The 15,607-nt window shown below is 72.4% G+C and carries 15 protein-coding genes; 5 read left to right on the top strand and 10 right to left on the bottom strand.

From position 1 onward, the window contains the following. Nucleotides 1-274: 274 nt before the first annotated feature. Entirely contained in the window at nt 275-1,444 is a 1,170-nt protein-coding gene (locus tag C3492_RS45605) for a tetratricopeptide repeat protein (protein ID WP_258055617.1), read from the bottom strand. Beyond that, a complete protein-coding gene (locus C3492_RS45600) occupies nt 1,378-3,189 on the bottom strand; it encodes a BTAD domain-containing putative transcriptional regulator (protein WP_258055616.1) in 1,812 nt (603 codons plus the stop codon). Before C3492_RS45600 ends, C3492_RS45605 begins: the two co-directional genes overlap by 67 nt. A 1,433-nt stretch (nt 3,190-4,622) precedes the next feature. On the opposite strand from C3492_RS45600, the gene C3492_RS11105 reads away from it, so the two are divergent. The 4 genes from C3492_RS11105 (at nt 4,623) to C3492_RS11090 (ending at nt 7,257) form a co-directional block, all read left to right on the top strand. After that, complete coding sequence (locus C3492_RS11105) at nt 4,623-4,922, top strand: hypothetical protein (RefSeq protein WP_103811546.1); 300 nt, start codon at nt 4,623-4,625, stop codon at nt 4,920-4,922. A gap of 8 nt (nt 4,923-4,930) precedes the next feature. Next, nucleotides 4,931-6,175 (top strand): cytochrome P450, encoded by a 1,245-nt coding sequence (locus C3492_RS11100; protein ID WP_103811545.1) that lies wholly within the window; start codon nt 4,931-4,933, stop codon nt 6,173-6,175. A 69-nt stretch (nt 6,176-6,244) separates the two neighbouring features. Beyond that, the gene (locus C3492_RS11095; protein ID WP_103811544.1) at nt 6,245-6,562 is read left to right on the top strand and encodes a hypothetical protein; all 318 of its coding nucleotides are present in this window, start codon (nt 6,245-6,247) and stop codon (nt 6,560-6,562) included. A 59-nt stretch (nt 6,563-6,621) separates the two neighbouring features. Further along, nucleotides 6,622-7,257: a TetR/AcrR family transcriptional regulator gene (locus C3492_RS11090; protein WP_103811543.1), complete on the top strand. Its 636-nt coding sequence runs from the start codon at nt 6,622-6,624 to the stop codon at nt 7,255-7,257. A gap of 76 nt (nt 7,258-7,333) precedes the next feature. Here C3492_RS11090 and C3492_RS11085 read toward each other — a convergent pair whose 3' ends face one another. The 3 genes from C3492_RS11085 to hpnD form a co-directional block, all read right to left on the bottom strand. Next, a complete protein-coding gene (locus C3492_RS11085; protein ID WP_103811542.1) occupies nt 7,334-8,191 on the bottom strand; it encodes a GNAT family N-acetyltransferase in 858 nt (285 codons plus the stop codon). Beyond that, complete coding sequence (locus tag C3492_RS11080) at nt 8,188-8,415, bottom strand: hypothetical protein (RefSeq protein ID WP_146075673.1); 228 nt, start codon at nt 8,413-8,415, stop codon at nt 8,188-8,190. The genes C3492_RS11085 and C3492_RS11080 overlap by 4 nt, the downstream gene beginning before the upstream one ends. Nucleotides 8,416-8,490: 75 nt before the next feature. Next, nucleotides 8,491-9,327 carry a presqualene diphosphate synthase HpnD gene (gene hpnD / locus C3492_RS11075; RefSeq protein WP_103811574.1) on the bottom strand — a complete coding sequence of 279 codons (837 nt, stop codon included), beginning with the start codon at nt 9,325-9,327 and terminating at the stop codon, nt 8,491-8,493. Between the two features lie 410 nt (nt 9,328-9,737). Between hpnD and C3492_RS11070 the strand changes: the two genes are divergently transcribed. Then, on the top strand, nt 9,738-11,225 hold the full coding sequence (locus C3492_RS11070) for a long-chain fatty acid--CoA ligase (protein ID WP_103811540.1): 1,488 nt from the start codon (nt 9,738-9,740) through the stop codon (nt 11,223-11,225). 125 nt (nt 11,226-11,350) lie between these two features. Here the strand turns inward: C3492_RS11070 and C3492_RS11065 are convergent, their stop codons facing one another. The 5 genes from C3492_RS11065 to nthA form a co-directional block, all read right to left on the bottom strand. Beyond that, on the bottom strand, nt 11,351-12,073 hold the full coding sequence (locus C3492_RS11065; protein WP_103811539.1) for a dienelactone hydrolase family protein: 723 nt from the start codon (nt 12,071-12,073) through the stop codon (nt 11,351-11,353). 437 nt (nt 12,074-12,510) lie between these two features. Next, nucleotides 12,511-13,629 (bottom strand): HoxN/HupN/NixA family nickel/cobalt transporter, encoded by a 1,119-nt coding sequence (locus C3492_RS11060; protein WP_103811538.1) that lies wholly within the window; start codon nt 13,627-13,629, stop codon nt 12,511-12,513. Continuing rightward, nucleotides 13,616-14,005 carry a hypothetical protein gene (locus C3492_RS11055; protein WP_103811537.1) on the bottom strand — a complete coding sequence of 130 codons (390 nt, stop codon included), beginning with the start codon at nt 14,003-14,005 and terminating at the stop codon, nt 13,616-13,618. The genes C3492_RS11060 and C3492_RS11055 overlap by 14 nt, the downstream gene beginning before the upstream one ends. Before the next feature lie 4 nt (nt 14,006-14,009). Continuing rightward, nucleotides 14,010-14,927, bottom strand: coding sequence for an MIP/aquaporin family protein (locus C3492_RS11050; RefSeq protein ID WP_103811536.1), 918 nt, complete (start codon nt 14,925-14,927; stop codon nt 14,010-14,012). Continuing rightward, nucleotides 14,924-15,604 carry a nitrile hydratase subunit alpha gene (nthA, locus tag C3492_RS11045; RefSeq protein ID WP_103811535.1) on the bottom strand — a complete coding sequence of 227 codons (681 nt, stop codon included), beginning with the start codon at nt 15,602-15,604 and terminating at the stop codon, nt 14,924-14,926. Before nthA ends, C3492_RS11050 begins: the two co-directional genes overlap by 4 nt. Nucleotides 15,605-15,607: the final 3 nt, after the last annotated feature.

Raw genomic sequence — 15,607 nt, 5'->3', positions numbered from 1 at the left:
GGTGGTGGCCTTTCGGGTGTGGGGCGGTGCGAGGGGACCGCACCGCCGGGCGACACACCCACCGTCTCCCGACAGGGGCCACGGCCGAATCTGTCTAACGACTTATCTCTTGGGCCCCGGCCCGCATCGTGGCCCGTGCGGCAGGCCGGCATACATGGTCAGCCCCTCGTGGTGCTGCGGGTGTCTTTCCCTGACGAGGACGTACTCCGGTCCGTCGACGCGTCACCGGGGCGGTCGGCGGCGGGCCCGGCACGGCCCGCGAACCTTCGGGTAGTCAAATGACCGATGCCGCACCCCGCTGCTCCTTCACCGTGTCCAGCAGTGCGAGTTTCCCCCTGGCCTGGGCCGCCAGCGGCAGTTCCGGATCGTCCAGGCTCCTGAGGGCGTCGGTCCAGGCCCGCCGGGCTCCCGCCACGTCCCGGGCGTCGAGCCGCACGTCGCCGAGCGCCATCAGCTCCTCCGCCACGTTCACCCGGCTGCCGGCCAGCCGCATCAGTTCGATGCCCCGTTCGTAGTACGAGGCCGACCGGGCGTAGTCGCGTCGGTGGCGGAACACCTGCCCCATGACTGTCAGGGTCAGTCCCTCCCCGTTGAGGTCACGCAAGTCGCGGAACATCACGACAGCGGTGCGCGCGAGCCGCAGAGCCTCCTCCGGATGACCGAGTTTCACACGCGTCACGGCGGCGTCCGCGAGAGTGGCGGCCTTGAGGTGGCGCGGCTCGGGTCCGCTCAGCAGTTCCAAGGCCGCTTCCATGTGACGCAGGGCCCGAACGTGGTCCTCCTGGGTGTTGTACACGACGCCGATGTTCCTCAGGACGTGTGCCAGGTCGGTGGTGGAGTGCAGTTGTTCGAAGTGGCGACGCGCCTGTTCCAGGTGGCCCATCGCACCGGGCAGGTCACCGAGGTAGTGCAGGGCGCCGGCCAGACCGTGGTGGGTCCGCGCCATGCCCTCCACGTCCTCGGCCTTGCGCGCCGCTGCCAGGGCGGCCCGCATGGTCGCGGCCCAGTCGTGCCACCATCCCATGCGCTGCTGGCACATCTGCAAGGTCACGGCGAGCTCCCACGCCGTCCGGCTGTCGCCGTGCGCGGCCGCGGCCTCCACCACCGAGCGCAGTACCGCCTGTTCCCGTGTGTACCAGGCTGTCGCCGTGGCGGTGTCCGCCAGCGGCTCCGGGGTCACGGACGGCAGGGGCGCCGCGGGGGCGACCGGTTGGGGTCCGGGCCGCAGCAGGAGGTTCGCGGCGTGCGCGGTCTGGCGGTAGTGGTCGTACATGCGGGACCGGACGGCCGGACGGTCCCGCTCGTACTGGGCGGCCAGTTCGGCGGCGTACGCGAGGATCAGGTCGTGGGCCCGGTAACGGTTGCGTGCGCGCACGGTCAGCAGTCTGGCTCGTACGAGCTCGCCCACGGCCTGGACCGCCTCGTGCGGGCTGATGCCGGCCATGCTGGCGAGTGCGGCGGCGGTGACGTCGGGTCCGGGGTGCAGGGGGAGGAGCCGGAAGAGGTGTGCGGCCTGGGGGCCGAGTGTGCGGTAGGACCAGGAGAAGACGCCTCGTACGTCGTGTCGAGGTTGTCGTCGCTGAAGCCGTCCAGGCTGTGGTCGGTGGTGGACAGTTCGAGGTCGATGTCGTGGAGGGTGCGCTCGGGGTAGGCGGCGGCCCGGGCGGCGACGATGGCGACGGCGAGGGGGAGGCGGCCGCAGCGTTCGACGAGCGGGCGGATCTCGCGGGCGGTGGCGTCGGGGCGGCTGGCGCGGACGCGTTCGAGGAACGTGGTGGTCGCTTCGGCGGGGGAGGGGACGTCGAGGGTGAGCAGGTGTGCTCCGTGGGCGGCGGCCAGTGCGGTCAGGCGGCTGCGGCTGGTGACGATGACCATGCAGTTGCCGGTGCCGGGCAGCAGCGGTCTGATCTGGGCCAGGTCGCGTGCGTTGTCGAGGACGACGAGGACCCGTCGGTCGGCCAGGACACTGCGGTAGAGCGCGGAGCGGGTGTCGGGCGGGGCGGGGATGCGCTGGGGGGCCACGCCCAGGGCGTCGAGGAAGCCCTGGAGGATGTCGGCGGGGTCGGTGGGTTTGCCGTCGGGGGCGAAGCCGCGCAGGTCGGCGTAGAGCTGTCCGTCGGGGAAGTCGGAGGCGACCTGGTGGGCGAAGTGCACGGCCAGAGCGGTCTTGCCGATGCCGGGGATGCCGTCGACGGCCAGCACCCGCAACGCACCGCCACCCCGTGCGGCCAGGGCCCGGGCCTGCGCGAGTGCGTCCTGACGTCCCGTGAATCCCGGCAGGCCCGGAGGCAGCTGGGCCGGGCGCGCCGTCCTCGGCGAGGGCACGGGGGACGGTATGGAACCGGCCGGAACCGGTGGGCCGTAGACGGCTCCCTCGTCCTCCTCCGCCTCCGCGGGTGTGCCGGCGTCGAAGCGGTGCCGCAGAATCCGGTCGTGGGCGGCCCGCAGCTCCGCGCCGGGGTCCACGCTCAGCTCCTCCGCCAACCGCAGCCGGATCTCCTCGTACATCGCCAGGGCCTCGGCCTGTTTGCCGTCCGAAGCGAGCACCAGCAGCAGGCGCGACAGCAGCGCCTCGTCCAGCGGATTGCGCTCCGCGGCCTGCCGCAACGGCAACAGCACCGCCTCGGCGCGACGGCAGCGCAGCGCCGTGTCCGCTGCCTCGCACACCACCGACGCGTATTCGTGCTCCAGCATGACGAAGACGGGGTGGCTGCTGCTGACCGGTTCCAGATCCGCCGCGCACCGCCCCTGCCACAGCCCCAGAGCGGCGGTGAACAGTCCCACGGAGCCCGCCGGGTCGCCCGCCGCGTCCACCTGCCGCGCCCGGTCGACCAGGGCCCGGAAGTTCAGCAGGTCGAGGCAGTCGGCATCGACGCGCAGCAGGTATCCACCCGCCTGCCGGGCGAGCCACCGCCCGGGCGACCTGGCGGGCAGGTCCGGTTCCAGGAGCCGGCGCAGGGCCCCGACGTACCGGTGCACGGCGTTGGACGCACTCGACGGCGGATCACCGTCCCACAGCAGGTCGATGAACTCGTGCAACGAGACGGGCCGACCGGCACGCGCCAGGAGCACGGCGAGGATGAGCCGCTGCTGTTTCGGGCCGAGCAGCAGCTCGCCGCCGCCCCGCCAGACGCGTACCGGTCCGAGGACGGAGAACTGGACGGCGTGATCGCCTGACTCTCGCGACAACCCTGTCATCGTGCATCTCTCCTTGTCACCGACTCCGTTCTCCGGCCGCCGCTTCCCGCACCGTTCAGCGGCACCGGCCCAGTCATGGTCGGCTCGTGTCTTCTGTGTGCTGCTCATACGTGGTTCGCCGGGGCCCGCCCGGAGACGTCTGCCGGGCGGGGTGTGCGGTTTCGGAGCGGGGTGTGCGGTTACGGGAATGTGTCCAGCCTTCGCGTCGGGCTTCCGCCTCCCGCGGGCCGTCTGTGGCGGCCGGATGCTCCGCCGGTGTGACTGCCCGCGCCAGGGCGCTCAGCCCCGGGCGGCGACCCGTGCGGCGCCTGTTCCGGTTACGGGCGACCGCGCCCGGGTCCGTGCTCGGCGGGACGCCCGGTGCGGTCCGCGGGGACGGCCGAGGGGAGCACCGGCGCGAGTCTGCCTACGCCGGCACGTGCGCGAACCGGAGGACGGCGCGGCGGGTCCCTGGGCCGGCCGCCGCTTCGACCCCGTACGCGTACCGGCCGGCAAGGGGGCGCGGGTGCTGACGGAATGCGCGCAACCCGGCCACGAGGTCTGCGACCGGTCCGGCGGGTCGCAGCGCCGGGGCTCCGTTTCGCGGCTGGGCCGGGTCGTCGCGGACGGCCGGAGAAGACCCGTCGCCTCCGGGTAATGCGCGGGACGACCCTTCTCCGCCGGCCAGGGCACGGGACGGCCCGCCGCGCGGTGCGCGGAACGGCCCGGGGAGCGGGGCGCGGGACGGTCCTCGGACCAAGGCGTCCGCCTCGGCCGGCCCGACGGGATCGGTGGGGACGGACTCGGTCATGGACCTCTCCACATCGTCGCAGGGGAGACCCACCGCCGCGTGGTCGGCGCCGACGGCTTCGGGAGACATGTCGACGGTTCCGGCCGTCCGCCGGATCTCCCGGCGGCCGGATTCGTGCGGGTGGGCCTGGCTGGACCGCTTGGTCACGGCACTCCCCCAAGCCCCGTCGACAAGCGCCGAGTGTGCGGCGCACCACTTCAATATGGTCGGTCATTTTCATTCTGTCAAACCGGTCTCGGCTGCCGCTTCGGGTCGAATCGCCCAGACCGGACAGGATGGTCGCGTCCCGTCCGCGGGCCGGTGGATCGCGGACAGGGCGGTCGCGCCCCGTCCGCGGATCGGCAGGTTGTCGGCAGCCGGACTCGACCTCGCGAGGTGTCCGGCCGGATCGGCATGCGGGGTGCGCGGGGTGCGCGACAAGGCCGTGACGCTGCCCGATCGGGCCGAGTGATCTTCGGGATGCCGAGCGCCCGCACGAAGACCGGCGAGACCGCGCACGCAACGGATCCGTGGGGGGGCCGTGCACGGCCCGACGACGGCGTTGCCGTCGAGGCCGATCCGCGGGGCAGCGGCCGGCAGGGGTGGCCGGGGCTCCGGCTGCCCCTGCCGCGGGGGCAGGGGGTGACTGGGTGCCGTGGACGTTGTACCGCCCGCCCCGGCGTCGGTCACCCGCGCGTTCACCGTGGACTTCGTGGACGCGCGACCCGGCCCGCACCGGTTGCGCCTGCCCGGCCTGCACCGGCTGCGCCTGCCCGGCCCGCACCGACCGCACCTCACCCTCAAGGACAGCGACGGCAGCGTCCTGTCCCGCGAGGCCTACTGGCTCCACCGCACAACCGCGGCGACGCGGGACCCATGCGGGACATCCGCACCGGACCGGGAACCCGCCCGTCCGCGCAGGGTGCCCGGCGCGTCCGTCACCCCGTCTGCTTAGCTGTCGCAATGAGCAACCCAACTTCCCCCTCGAAGCCCGTGGTTGATCCCGGTGAGCTGTTCCAGGACCCCTACGCCGTCTACGGCCGGCTGCGTGAGGAGGGACCGGTCCACCGGATCACCGGCACGGACGGCCTTCCCGCCTGGCTGGTCACACGCTACGACGACGTCCGCCAGGCGCTCGCCGATCCCCGGCTGTCCCTGGACAAGCGCAACGCGACCCCGGGCGGCTACCGGGGCATGGCCCTGCCGCCCGCGCTGGACGCCAACCTCCTGAACATGGACCCGCCGGACCACACACGTATCCGGCGCATGGTGACCAAGGTGTTCACCCCCCGGCACGTCGAAGGGCTCCGGGTGCCGGTCCGGCGCACCGCGGACCGGCTGCTCGACTCCCTGTCGGGACAGGACGAGGCCGATCTGATCGCCACCTACGCCGCTCCGCTGCCGATCATCGTCATCTGCGACCTCCTCGGCGTGCCCCAGACCGAGCGCCCCGACTTCCGCGCCTGGACCGACGCCCTGGTCGCGCCCGACCCGACGCGGCCGGAGCGGGCCAGGGAGGCCGTCGGCCGGTTGCTGTCCTTCTTCACCCGGCTCATCGCCGACAAGCGTGCCCGTCCGGCCGACGACCTGCTGTCCGCCCTGATCGCCGTGCGCGACGAGGAGGACCGGCTCAGCGAGGACGAACTGATGTCGCTGGCCTTCCTGATCCTCGTCGCGGGGTACGAGAACACGGTGCACCTGATCGGCAACGCGGTCGCGGCGCTGCTCGCCCACCCCGACCAGTTGGCGGCGCTGCGGGCCGATGCCGGTCTGCTGGAGCGGGCGGTCGAGGAACTGGCGCGCTACGACGGTCCGGTACCCCTGGCGATCCGCCGCTTCCCCACCGAGGACGTCGTCATCGGCGGGGTCACGGTCCCGGCCGGCGGGACGGTCCTGCTGTCGCTCGCCGCCGCGCACCGCGACCCCCGCCGCTTCACCGACCCCGACCGGCTGGACCTCGGCCGTGACGCCACCGGGCACCTGGCGCTGGGACACGGCATCCACTACTGCCTCGGCGCTCCGCTGGCCCGGATGGAGACGGGCATCGCGCTCACCGCGCTCTTCGACCGCTTCCCCGGCCTCTCGCTCGCCGTCCCCCCGCAGGACCTGCGCCGGCGCCCCTCCATGCGCTCGCGTGGCCTGCTCGCGCTCCCGGTCCGCACGGCGGACCGACCGGGACGGGCCGGCCGCGGCGCTTCGGTCGGATGACGGATGCCCGGGCGGCGGGAAGGCGGAAGGGTTGGCCGTATCGACGCGAACGTTGCTGAAGGGCGCGACATGTCACACCGGCAGAACGGCCACCGCTACTTCGTGGACCTCGGCATCCTCACCTTCGAGATGCACTACGTCGCCGATGCGACGATGGCCCTCACCGTCGTCGACGGAGGGGGCCTGCTGTCCGACGGGCACACCGAAACCGTGACCACCACGGTGGCCGAGGTCCGCCCGAACGTCTACCTCACCTCCTGGCGGGAGCGGCGCGGTACCAGGGTCCTCCACCTGGAGGACTTCGAACGCGGGCGGGTGCACTCGCGTATCGCGCTGCCCGGCGGCGAACCGCTCGCCCGCCTCGGCACCCTCACGCGACTGCGCTGAGCCGGCGGGGAAGGGGCCGGCGACGGCGACCGGAACGACCGCGCCGGTAGGCTCGGCCCATGGCCGCACCCGACACCGACCCGCCCGCGCCGCCCCGCCGTACGCGCAACCCGGAACTGCACCGACGGGCCATTCTGGAGGCCGCCTCACAGGCCTTCGCCGAGCGCGGCTACCACCGGGCCACCCTGCGGGACATCGCCCGGCGCGCCGGCGTCACCCATGGCTCGGTGCTGCGCCATTTCGGCAGCAAGGAGAGCCTGTTCCTCGCGGCTGTCCCGGGCACCCGGGACATCGACGCCCTGGCCGAGGACACCCAGGAGCCACTCGCGGCCCGCATCGCCCGTGGCTACGTGCATCGCATGGAGAGCGCCGACGGCAACGACACGTTCGTGGCGCTGCTGCGCAGCGCAGCCGACGACACCGGGAGCGCCGCCGCCCTGTACGTGGCCATGCAGGAACGCACCGACGAGGTGTACCGCCGGCTCCTGGACGAGCACGACCTGCGGCACCGGCTGCCGTTCGTCGCCGCCTTGCTCGTCGGCGTCACGTTCAGCCGGTACGTCGTTCGCGCCGGAGCCCTGGCGGAGATGAGCGCGGACGCACTGACCGCGGACCTCACCGCCTCCCTGGAAGCCCTGCTCCACGGGGATTCCGGCACCGGGGACGCGCCCGTCGGGCAGGGCAGGGGACGGTGACGGCCGGCGGAAGCCACCGTGTCGGACCCGCGCCCGGACCCTGACCCGGACGCGTGCGCCGAAGCCGCCCTGGACGTCACGGGGCCGGGGCGGCCTGGGGGTGCCAGACCCAGGTGACCCGTTCGTACAGCCGCTCGAAACCGGTGCGCAGCATGTTGTGCAGGGATGTGTTGTGGTCGCCGGGGCCTTCCGCGCCGGTCTCGGCGACGAGCCATCGGCAGCCCGCCTCCCGGGCGGCCCGGGCGCGTACGGTGAGCAGTGCCGACTGGGCGCCGCGACGGCGTCCTTCCGGCAGGGTGGCGGCGCCGAACATGTCGGCGCAGTCACCGTTCAGGAAGACGCTCGCGACCGCGATGATCCGCTCGTCCTCCCAGACGGCGTACTGCCGCCAGCCGGGCCTGCCGACGCACGACGCGGCCATGTCGATCAGGGCGGCCGGTTCGCCGAGACCGAAGGTGGTCATCATGACCGCGGCCCACTCGTGCGCCTGCTCGGGCCGGACCGGGCCGACGCGCAGACCGGGTTCGAGCGCCGCGACGCCGTCGGTCGCGGCCAGCGCGCTCTCCGTGTCGCAGCCCAGCTTGACGTAACGATTCCCCTCGGTGAGGCCGAGCTGTGCGGCGGTCGCGGCCCAGTCCCGCGGCAACAACGCCGGGGCGATCATCAACGAGCCCTGGGCGACGCCCTGTTCGCGGTAGAAGTCGCACACCTCCGCGACGGCGTCCGCCGTGACCGGCTGCTCCGCGCCGAACCCGCCGGCCCGGTCGAAGAAGCGGCTGGGATTCTCCCGGACCGCCACCGCGAGCACCGGGCCGAACCGCCGGGAGCCGATGCCCAGCGCGTTCCGCACGGACGGCGGCGCGCCGGTCACGAAGTCCGCGTAGGCCTCGATCTCGGTCCGCTCGCCCAGGCCGACGGGCACGGTGGTCTTCATTCCTGGTTCTCCTTCTCCTGGTCGTGCACGAACCCCAGCACGGCGGCGAACACGTCCGCCTCCTCAACATGCCCGAAGTGGCCGCTCTCCCGCGGCTCGCACAGGCGGGTGTCCGGTGTTCCGGCGTCCAGCAAGACGCAGTGGAAGCGGGGAGGAGGGTAGCGGGTGAACTCGTTCTCCACGAACCCCGCCGGCCGGCTGCGCGCGGCGAACAACCCCCGCACGGGCTCTCCGGCGTCCAGCGTGCGCCGGGTGGGACGGCGAATCGGCGGCCGGTCACACATCGCCGGAGGCCGACGTCAGCGCACACGCCCCAGCAGGGCCGCGAGCGCCAGATGCGACTTCTCCCTCGTGCTCAGCGAGACCCGGCCGGCCAGCACGGCCGCGGGCTCGCTCTCGATGGTGTCGAGCAGTCCCCGGTAGATGCCCGCCATCGCGCCGACGCACGCCCGGCTGCGACGGTCGAGCAGCGGCAGCAGCCTGAAGCCCTCCTCGAACAACGCGCGCGCCCTGGCCGCCTCGAACCTGACGAGGTCGTCGAACTCCGCGCCGGCGGGGACGGAGCCCGTCGTGAAATCGGCGTCGTCACAGGCGAAGCGTTCGACGTCCTCAGCGGGCAGATAGCGTCTGCCCATGGCGGCGTCTTCGCGGACGTCCCGGAGAATGTTGGTGATCTGCAACGCCAGCCCCAGGGTGTCGGCGTACTCCCGTCCCTGGTCGGGGTCCGCGCAGCCGAAGACCCCCAGAGACAGCCTCCCGATGGAGCCGGCGACACACCGGCAGTAGGAGAGGAGATCGGCGAAGGTCTTGTAATCCCTCTGCTCGACGTCCATCGTGACGCCGGCGATCAACTCGTGGAACGCCTCCAGGGGGATCGGGAAACGCCGGGCCGCGTTCGCGAGCGCCACACGGACCGGGTCCGCCGCGTCTTCAGGGGCGGCGTACCCCGACATCAGCCCGTCCACCATCGAGCCGACGCGCCCGAGCAGTTCCGTCTTGCGCCGTGTCTCCAGATCGCCGTCGCCTATGTCGTCCACCCGGCGCGCCAACGCGTAGATCGCCGACATGGCACGCCGCTCGGGACCCGGCAACAGCCGGACCCCGTAACCGAAGTTCTTCGCTTCGTTGCGTGTCACTTCCTCGCAATGACGGTATGCCGCCCGCACATCGTCCGTCCGGAAACCGGAGAGGTCGTCGAACGCAGCCACACTGATCAACTCTTCCGCTGGAGGAAAGGCCCGAGCGCTCACCCTCTGAGCCGACGGACGCGGTACGCCAGCGTAGGGCAGTCGCACAGGGCGCCGAACCGGGAGTGACCGGGGGTGAAGCAAGTCGTCCCGATCGGGCCGCCGTTGCGGGACGTGTGAACCGTCCGGGTGCGGCACAGCGCACACGTGTGCAGCGTCGGACAGCAGGGCACGCGTCGGCGACCGACTGCTATGTTGCTCCGCGTACATGTGTGGCGGCCGTACGGCACGCGTCGTGCCTCGCCGAACTCGCGCACACGGACGCGGGGTTGCCACCGGGCCGCCGAGCAGGAGGACATATGCCGAACATCGCGGAGAACCTGTCGACGACGGCGCGGCTCCGTCCCGATCACCCCGCACTCCGGTTCGGTGACATCGTGATGACGTACGCGGAACTGGACACCGCCGCCTCCGGCATCGCGGGGACGCTCCGGGCGGAAGGGCTGGCGGCCGGTGACCGGGTGTGCGTGATGCTGCCCAACGTCCCGGCGTTCGTGGCGCTCTACTACGGCATCCTGCGCGCCGGCGGAGTCGTCGTCCCGGTGAACCCGCTGCTGAAGAAGCGGGAGATACGGCACTGTCTGACCGACTCGGGTGCGACCCGCCTGTTCGTGTACGAGGACGTCGCACAGGAGGCGACGGCGGCAGCCGCCGAGACGGATGTGCCGGTGACCCCGGTCGGCGCGGTGCTGCCGCGGGCCGGCGAACAGGCACTGATCGCGGCGCCGTCACCCCGGGACGACGGTGACCTCGCCGCGCTCCTGTACACCTCCGGGACGACCGGAACGCCGAAGGGCGCCGCGCTCACCCACGGCAACCTGGGCCGGAACGCCGAGATCCTGGCCGACCACGTCGTCCGGATCACCGACCGGGACGTCATGATGGCGTGCCTGCCGCTCTTCCACGCCTTCGGCCAGACCGGCAGCATGAACTCGGCGATCCGCCGGGGTGCCTGCCTGGTGCTCGTACCCCGTTTCGACGCGACCCGGGTCCTGTCCATGCTGGGCGAGTTCGGGGTGACCGTCTTCGTCGCCGTGCCCACGATGTACAACGCGCTGCTGCACGAGCCCGCGGTCACCACCGGTCCCGAGGCAGGTGCCCTGAGGGTGTGTGTCTCGGGCGGAGCCCCCCTGCCGACCGAGGTGCTGTACGGATTCGAGAAGCGCTTCGGCTGCCCGGTGGGAGAAGGCTACGGTCTGTCCGAGACCTCACCGGTGACCACCTTCAACCACCTCGACCGACCGCGCAAGGCCGGCTCGATCGGCACCCCGATCCAAGGGGTCGAGGTGCGTCTGGTCGGCGAGGCCGGACACGACGTGGCGGCCGGCGAGGTCGGTGAGATCGCCATCCGGGGGCACAACGTCATGGCCGGGTACTGGAACCGGCCCGCGGACACGGCCGAGGCGATCCCGGACGGGTGGTTCCGCAGCGGAGACCTGGCCCGACAGGACGACGACGGCTACTTCTTCATCGTCGACCGGAAGAAGGACATGATCATCCGGGGTGGGTACAACGTCTACCCGCGGGAGGTGGAGGACGTGCTGTACGAACACCCCGACGTCCTGGAAGCGGCCGTGCTCGGTGTCCCGCACGCGTCCCTCGGCGAGGAGGTCGCCGCGGCCGTCGTCCTCGTGCCGGACGCCCGGGCCACGGAGGAGGAGCTGCGCTCCTTCGTGAAGGCGCGTGTCGCCCCGTACAAGTACCCCCGGGAGATCCGGTTCCTCCCCTCCCTGCCGAAGGGATCCACCGGCAAGATCCTGAAGCGGGAGATCCGGCTCCCCCGATGACCTGTACGGCCCCGGCCCTCCGCAGTGGTGGCCGAGCGCCGTCGTCGGGGAGGGCCGGGGCCTCCTCGACGACGGCGCCCCGGTCGGCACCCCCTACCGTGCGCCGCCCGCCGGACGGCCCGGCCTCACTTCAGGTGCCGGTCCAGGAACCGGCAGCCGTCCTCCAGCTCGAACCAGGGGGTGCCGGTGTGTCCGCCGAGGTTGGCGTGCAGCGTCTTCTCCTTGCTGCCGAAGGCGTCGAACAGGTCCAGGGCCCGTTGCCGGGGGTTCCCTTCGTCGTCCCACTGGAGCAGGAACAGCAGCGGAATGCCGACCTGCCGGGCCTCCTCGCGCTGGGCACGGGGCACGTACCCACCCGCGAAGAAGCCCGCGGCCGCGATGCGTGGCTCGGCCACCGCCAGCCGGATACCGAGGGCGGTCCAGCCCCCGGAGTACCCGACCGGGCCGCTGATCCCGGGCAGTTCGAGGAGGGCGTCCAGAGTGGTCTGCCATTCCGGGACCGCGTTCTCGACGAGCGGGCCGATGAAGGACTCCAGGATCTCGTCGACCGGCTCGCCGGCCCGCATCGCCCGCCGGAGTTCGGCACGGGCCTGCTCGTCGGCGGCGGAACGGGGGCGGTCACCGCACCCGGCGGCGTCGATGGTGGCCACCGCGTAGCCGCGCGCCGCGGTGTACCGGGCCCGGGCCACCAGCCGGGGTTCCGCCTTGGGCAGGCCGTTGTTGTGCGCCATCAGGACCAGCGGTGCCGGTGCGGATCCAGGCGTCCACAGGGTGCCGGGAATCTCGCCGAGGATGAATTCGCGCTCGACGACACCGTCGTCGAGGCGCTGTTCCGAAGTGAAGTGCACGGTCGTGCCTTTCGGGAGTGCGCTTGAACGGCGCTCCCGGACGACCTACCGCCCGACCGTGACCCCGGAGGGGAGCACCCATGTCGATACGTTCACGGGTACCACCTCCTCGTTCTCTCGCACGGCCTCCGGGAGACTAGCAACGGTCGCCGTGGTCCGCCAACGGGTTTTGGCGAGGGCGGGCAGCACGTCCAGTGGCGCCGAAGGGGCGGACGTCCATGCGGAAGCCGACTGTCCGGGTGGATGCCGCGGCCTTGGTTCAGGGGCCGGGCATGGGGCCGGGGACTCGGCCGGGCCCGGGAAGGCGACCCAAGGGATGTCGCACCGCGGGCGGCCGACCGGCATCCGGGGACATGCCGGTCGGCCACTCCGCCTGCCGGTCCACGGCGGGGCACGCCCGGACCGGCCCCACGAGCGTGGCAGCGGCCGGCGCCGGCTCACAAGGCCGACGCGGCCGACCTGCCCTCATGGTCCGCGTCCGATGACCTGTCAGGCAACGCGGGGCCGCGGGGCCGGCCCGCGGCTTTCCAGTAGAGGAAGGAGCTGATCCAGGCCGCGAGGAAGAGACCGCCGATCAGGTAGCCGACACCGTTGAGGTCGATGCCGGCCGGCCAGGGTACGGTCCGCTCCACCGCGGGCACCCTGCCGCGCAGCAACGTCATCAGGTTCACGGCTCCGACCAGCAGCGCCGCCGCGGCCGACAGGCCGGTGGTGGTGAGGTTGTAGTGGATGCGCCGCAGCGGATGGACGAAGGCCCACCGGTACGCGGCGGACATGAAGGCGCCGTCGAGGGTGTCGAAGAGACTCATGCCGCACGTGAAGAGCAGCGGCAGGAGCATCAACGCGTACCACGGGACGCCCGACGTGGCACCGGCACCCGACAGGACGAGCAGGGACACCTCGGTGGCGGTGTCGAAGCCGAGCCCGAAGAGCAGGCCGAGCGGGAACATGTGCCAGGGACGGGTCGTCGACGAGGTGAGACGGCGCAGCAGCCGGGAGAACAGCCCCCGCTCGTCGAGGACCTGCTCCAGCCGCTCCTCGTCGTACGCCCCTCGGCGCGCCGACCGGTACACGACGGCGATGCGGCGCAGCGCCAGCAGGTTGAGCACGCCCACCAGGCACAGGAACACCCCGGAGACTGACGTACCGAGCACGGACAGGATGCGGTGGGCGGCGGACGAGTCGTCGGTCAGCCGGCTCGCCAGACGCGCTCCGACGGCCGTCAGCAGGCTCAGCACGACGACGACCGAGGAGTGTCCCAGGGCGAACCAGAAGCCCAGGTCGGCCGAGGGCCGCCCCTCGGCCAGGAACCGGCGGGTGGTGTTGTCGATCGCGGCGATGTGGTCGGCGTCGAAGGCGTGCCGGGCGCCGAGCACGTACGCGGTGACGCCCAGCCCGGTGCCGAAGACCTGCGTGCCGACCGAGAACCGGTGCGCGGACACCACACAGGCGAGCACCGCGAAGGCGCACACGGTCGTGACGACGATGACCGAGACCAGGGCGACCGTGCTCCGGTGCTCCCTGACGAACCTGCCCATCACGTCAGCACGGGGCATCGGAACTCCTGGGCCGCACCAGCACCGAGTAGGACACGCCGAGGCGCTCCGCGGGGAACCCCAGCGCCCGCACGGTGTTCAGCAGGGCGTCGGTCATGATGCCCTCCACCTGGGTGACGCGCGGGTCGAGTGGTGTGTACGCCGCCTCGTGCGGGGCCCAGCTGATCAGGAGGGACCCGCGCCCGTAGTGTTCCGGGCAGGCGCGGACCTCCACTCCTCCGGTCAGCGCCTCGGTCTGTACGCCGAATCCCGCGCGCAGCAGGGAGAAGACCAGGCCGGGCGCCAGCGGGGTGCCGTCGAGGCCCAGCGCGGCGACGACGGACCGGGCCTGGCGGCGCACGTCCTCGCTGTCCGCGCCGTTGATGGGATGGGACACGGGATCACCGGGGGGAAGAGGGAAGACGGTGCCGCGGACGCGGCCGGAACTGGTGGTAGCGGTGGATGTCGCGCTCACAGCACACCTTGTCGGTCCAGGCCGCGCCCGGCCCGAACAGGGTCAGCGCCGCCGCGGCCACCAGGGCTCCGGCCAGGGGCGCCGACATGTAGGCCCAGAACAGGTGGTAGTCACCCGAGACCACGTGCGGTCCGAAGTTGCGCGCCGGATTGAAGCTCGCACCCGTCCGCGAACCGGTCGTGGTGATCAGCGCCCAGACGACGGCGCCGACCACCCACGGCGTCGACCGCGGCCTGGGCCTGGCCGTCATGGCCGCCAGCACCCACAACAGGACGGCGGTGCTCAGCGACTCGCCGAGCACCACGACGACGGGATCGTCCCAGCCGGGACCGGGCTGGATCAGCCCGTCGTGGACCGCGGTGACCCTCTCGCCCCAGATCCCGCGGGCGGCGAGCACCCCGAGTACCGAACCGCCGAGCTGGGAGGCGCTGTAGGCGACCAGATCGGTGATGCCCAGCACACCCCGGAGGGCCATGAAGAGGCTGATCGCCGGGTTGAGATGGGCGCCGGACTCCTTGCCCGGCGGGGTGAGGGAGAACGCCGCGACACTGCCGCCGACCGTGAGTCCCACCACGGCCAGGCGCGCGGTCAGCGGCCAGGAGGACAGGTACCGCCCGTCGGCCCGCATCGTGAAGGAGACCGCGGTGAGAGCGGCCAGGACCAGCCAGGCCGAGCCCAGCGCCTCCGCGAGGTACGACGACACCGGACGGCCGAGCACCACCCACCGCGCGCCGGCGGCCTGGGTCTCCAGGCCCGGCGGCGGCTCGTGCGGCTCGCCGCCGGGCGCGGCGTGCGGAACCGGGGTGTCCGCCGCCGCGCCCGGCCCTGGCAGGGCCCCGGTCACGGCAGCCGGGGCGTGGTGACGCCGATCATGGTGTCCCGGGTGACGAGGGCGGCGAGTTCCTCCTCGCTCATGTCCTCGGTGCCGGCGGGACGCATCGGCAGCACCAGGTAGCGCATGTTCGCGTTGCTGTCGTGGACGCGGATGGTCACCCCGTCCGGTACCTCGGTGCCGAACTCCCGCAGCAGCGACCGCGGTTCACGCACGGCACGGGCACGGTACGGGCGGCTCTTGTACCAGTCCGGCGGCAGGCCCAGGACCGGGCGCGGATAGCACGAGCAGAGTGTGCACACGACCAGGTTGTGCACGTCGGGTGTCTGCTCCAGCACGATCAGCTTGGTGCCGTCGTAGTTGTCGATGCCGAACTCCTCGATGGCGGCCGTGCCGTCGGCGAGGAGGCGCTCCTTGAAGGCCGGGTCGGTCCACGCCCGGGCGACCAGCGCCGAACCGAGCGCGGGCCGGTGCGCGTCGAGGGTCTCCACCATGGCGCGCACCTCGTCGGCGGAGATCAGGCCCTTCTCCACCAGCAGTTCGCGGATGGCCTGCTGCAGGATGTCGAAGTAGTCCGGTTCCCCGGCGGTGTTCTCGATGGGTGCGTGCGGGTCCGCGACACCCGTGCCGCCGTGCGTGTGGTCGCCGTGGTCGACGATGCCGTGCGCGGGGTCGTGCGTGGTCGTCACGAG

It is taken from the genome of Streptomyces sp. Ru62 (genome assembly GCF_002920615.1).
GTDB lineage: Bacteria > Actinomycetota > Actinomycetes > Streptomycetales > Streptomycetaceae > Streptomyces.
Note: the sequence above shows the minus strand (reverse complement) of the source record. Positions and strands in the feature narration are given on the sequence as shown.

What these genes read in the sequence shown, in the direction of transcription:
- C3492_RS45605 (WP_258055617.1), bottom strand. Translation starts at nt 1,444, where the DNA reads ATGGCCGGCATCAGCCCGCACGAGGCGGTCCAGGCCGTGGGCGAGCTC.
- C3492_RS11100 (WP_103811545.1), top strand. Translation starts at nt 4,931, where the DNA reads ATGAGCAACCCAACTTCCCCCTCGAAGCCCGTGGTTGATCCCGGTGAG.
- C3492_RS11095 (WP_103811544.1), top strand. Translation starts at nt 6,245, where the DNA reads ATGTCACACCGGCAGAACGGCCACCGCTACTTCGTGGACCTCGGCATC.
- C3492_RS11090 (WP_103811543.1), top strand. Translation starts at nt 6,622, where the DNA reads ATGGCCGCACCCGACACCGACCCGCCCGCGCCGCCCCGCCGTACGCGC.
- C3492_RS11085 (WP_103811542.1), bottom strand. Translation starts at nt 8,191, where the DNA reads ATGAAGACCACCGTGCCCGTCGGCCTGGGCGAGCGGACCGAGATCGAG.
- C3492_RS11070 (WP_103811540.1), top strand. Translation starts at nt 9,738, where the DNA reads ATGCCGAACATCGCGGAGAACCTGTCGACGACGGCGCGGCTCCGTCCC.
- C3492_RS11060 (WP_103811538.1), bottom strand. Translation starts at nt 13,629, where the DNA reads ATGCCCCGTGCTGACGTGATGGGCAGGTTCGTCAGGGAGCACCGGAGC.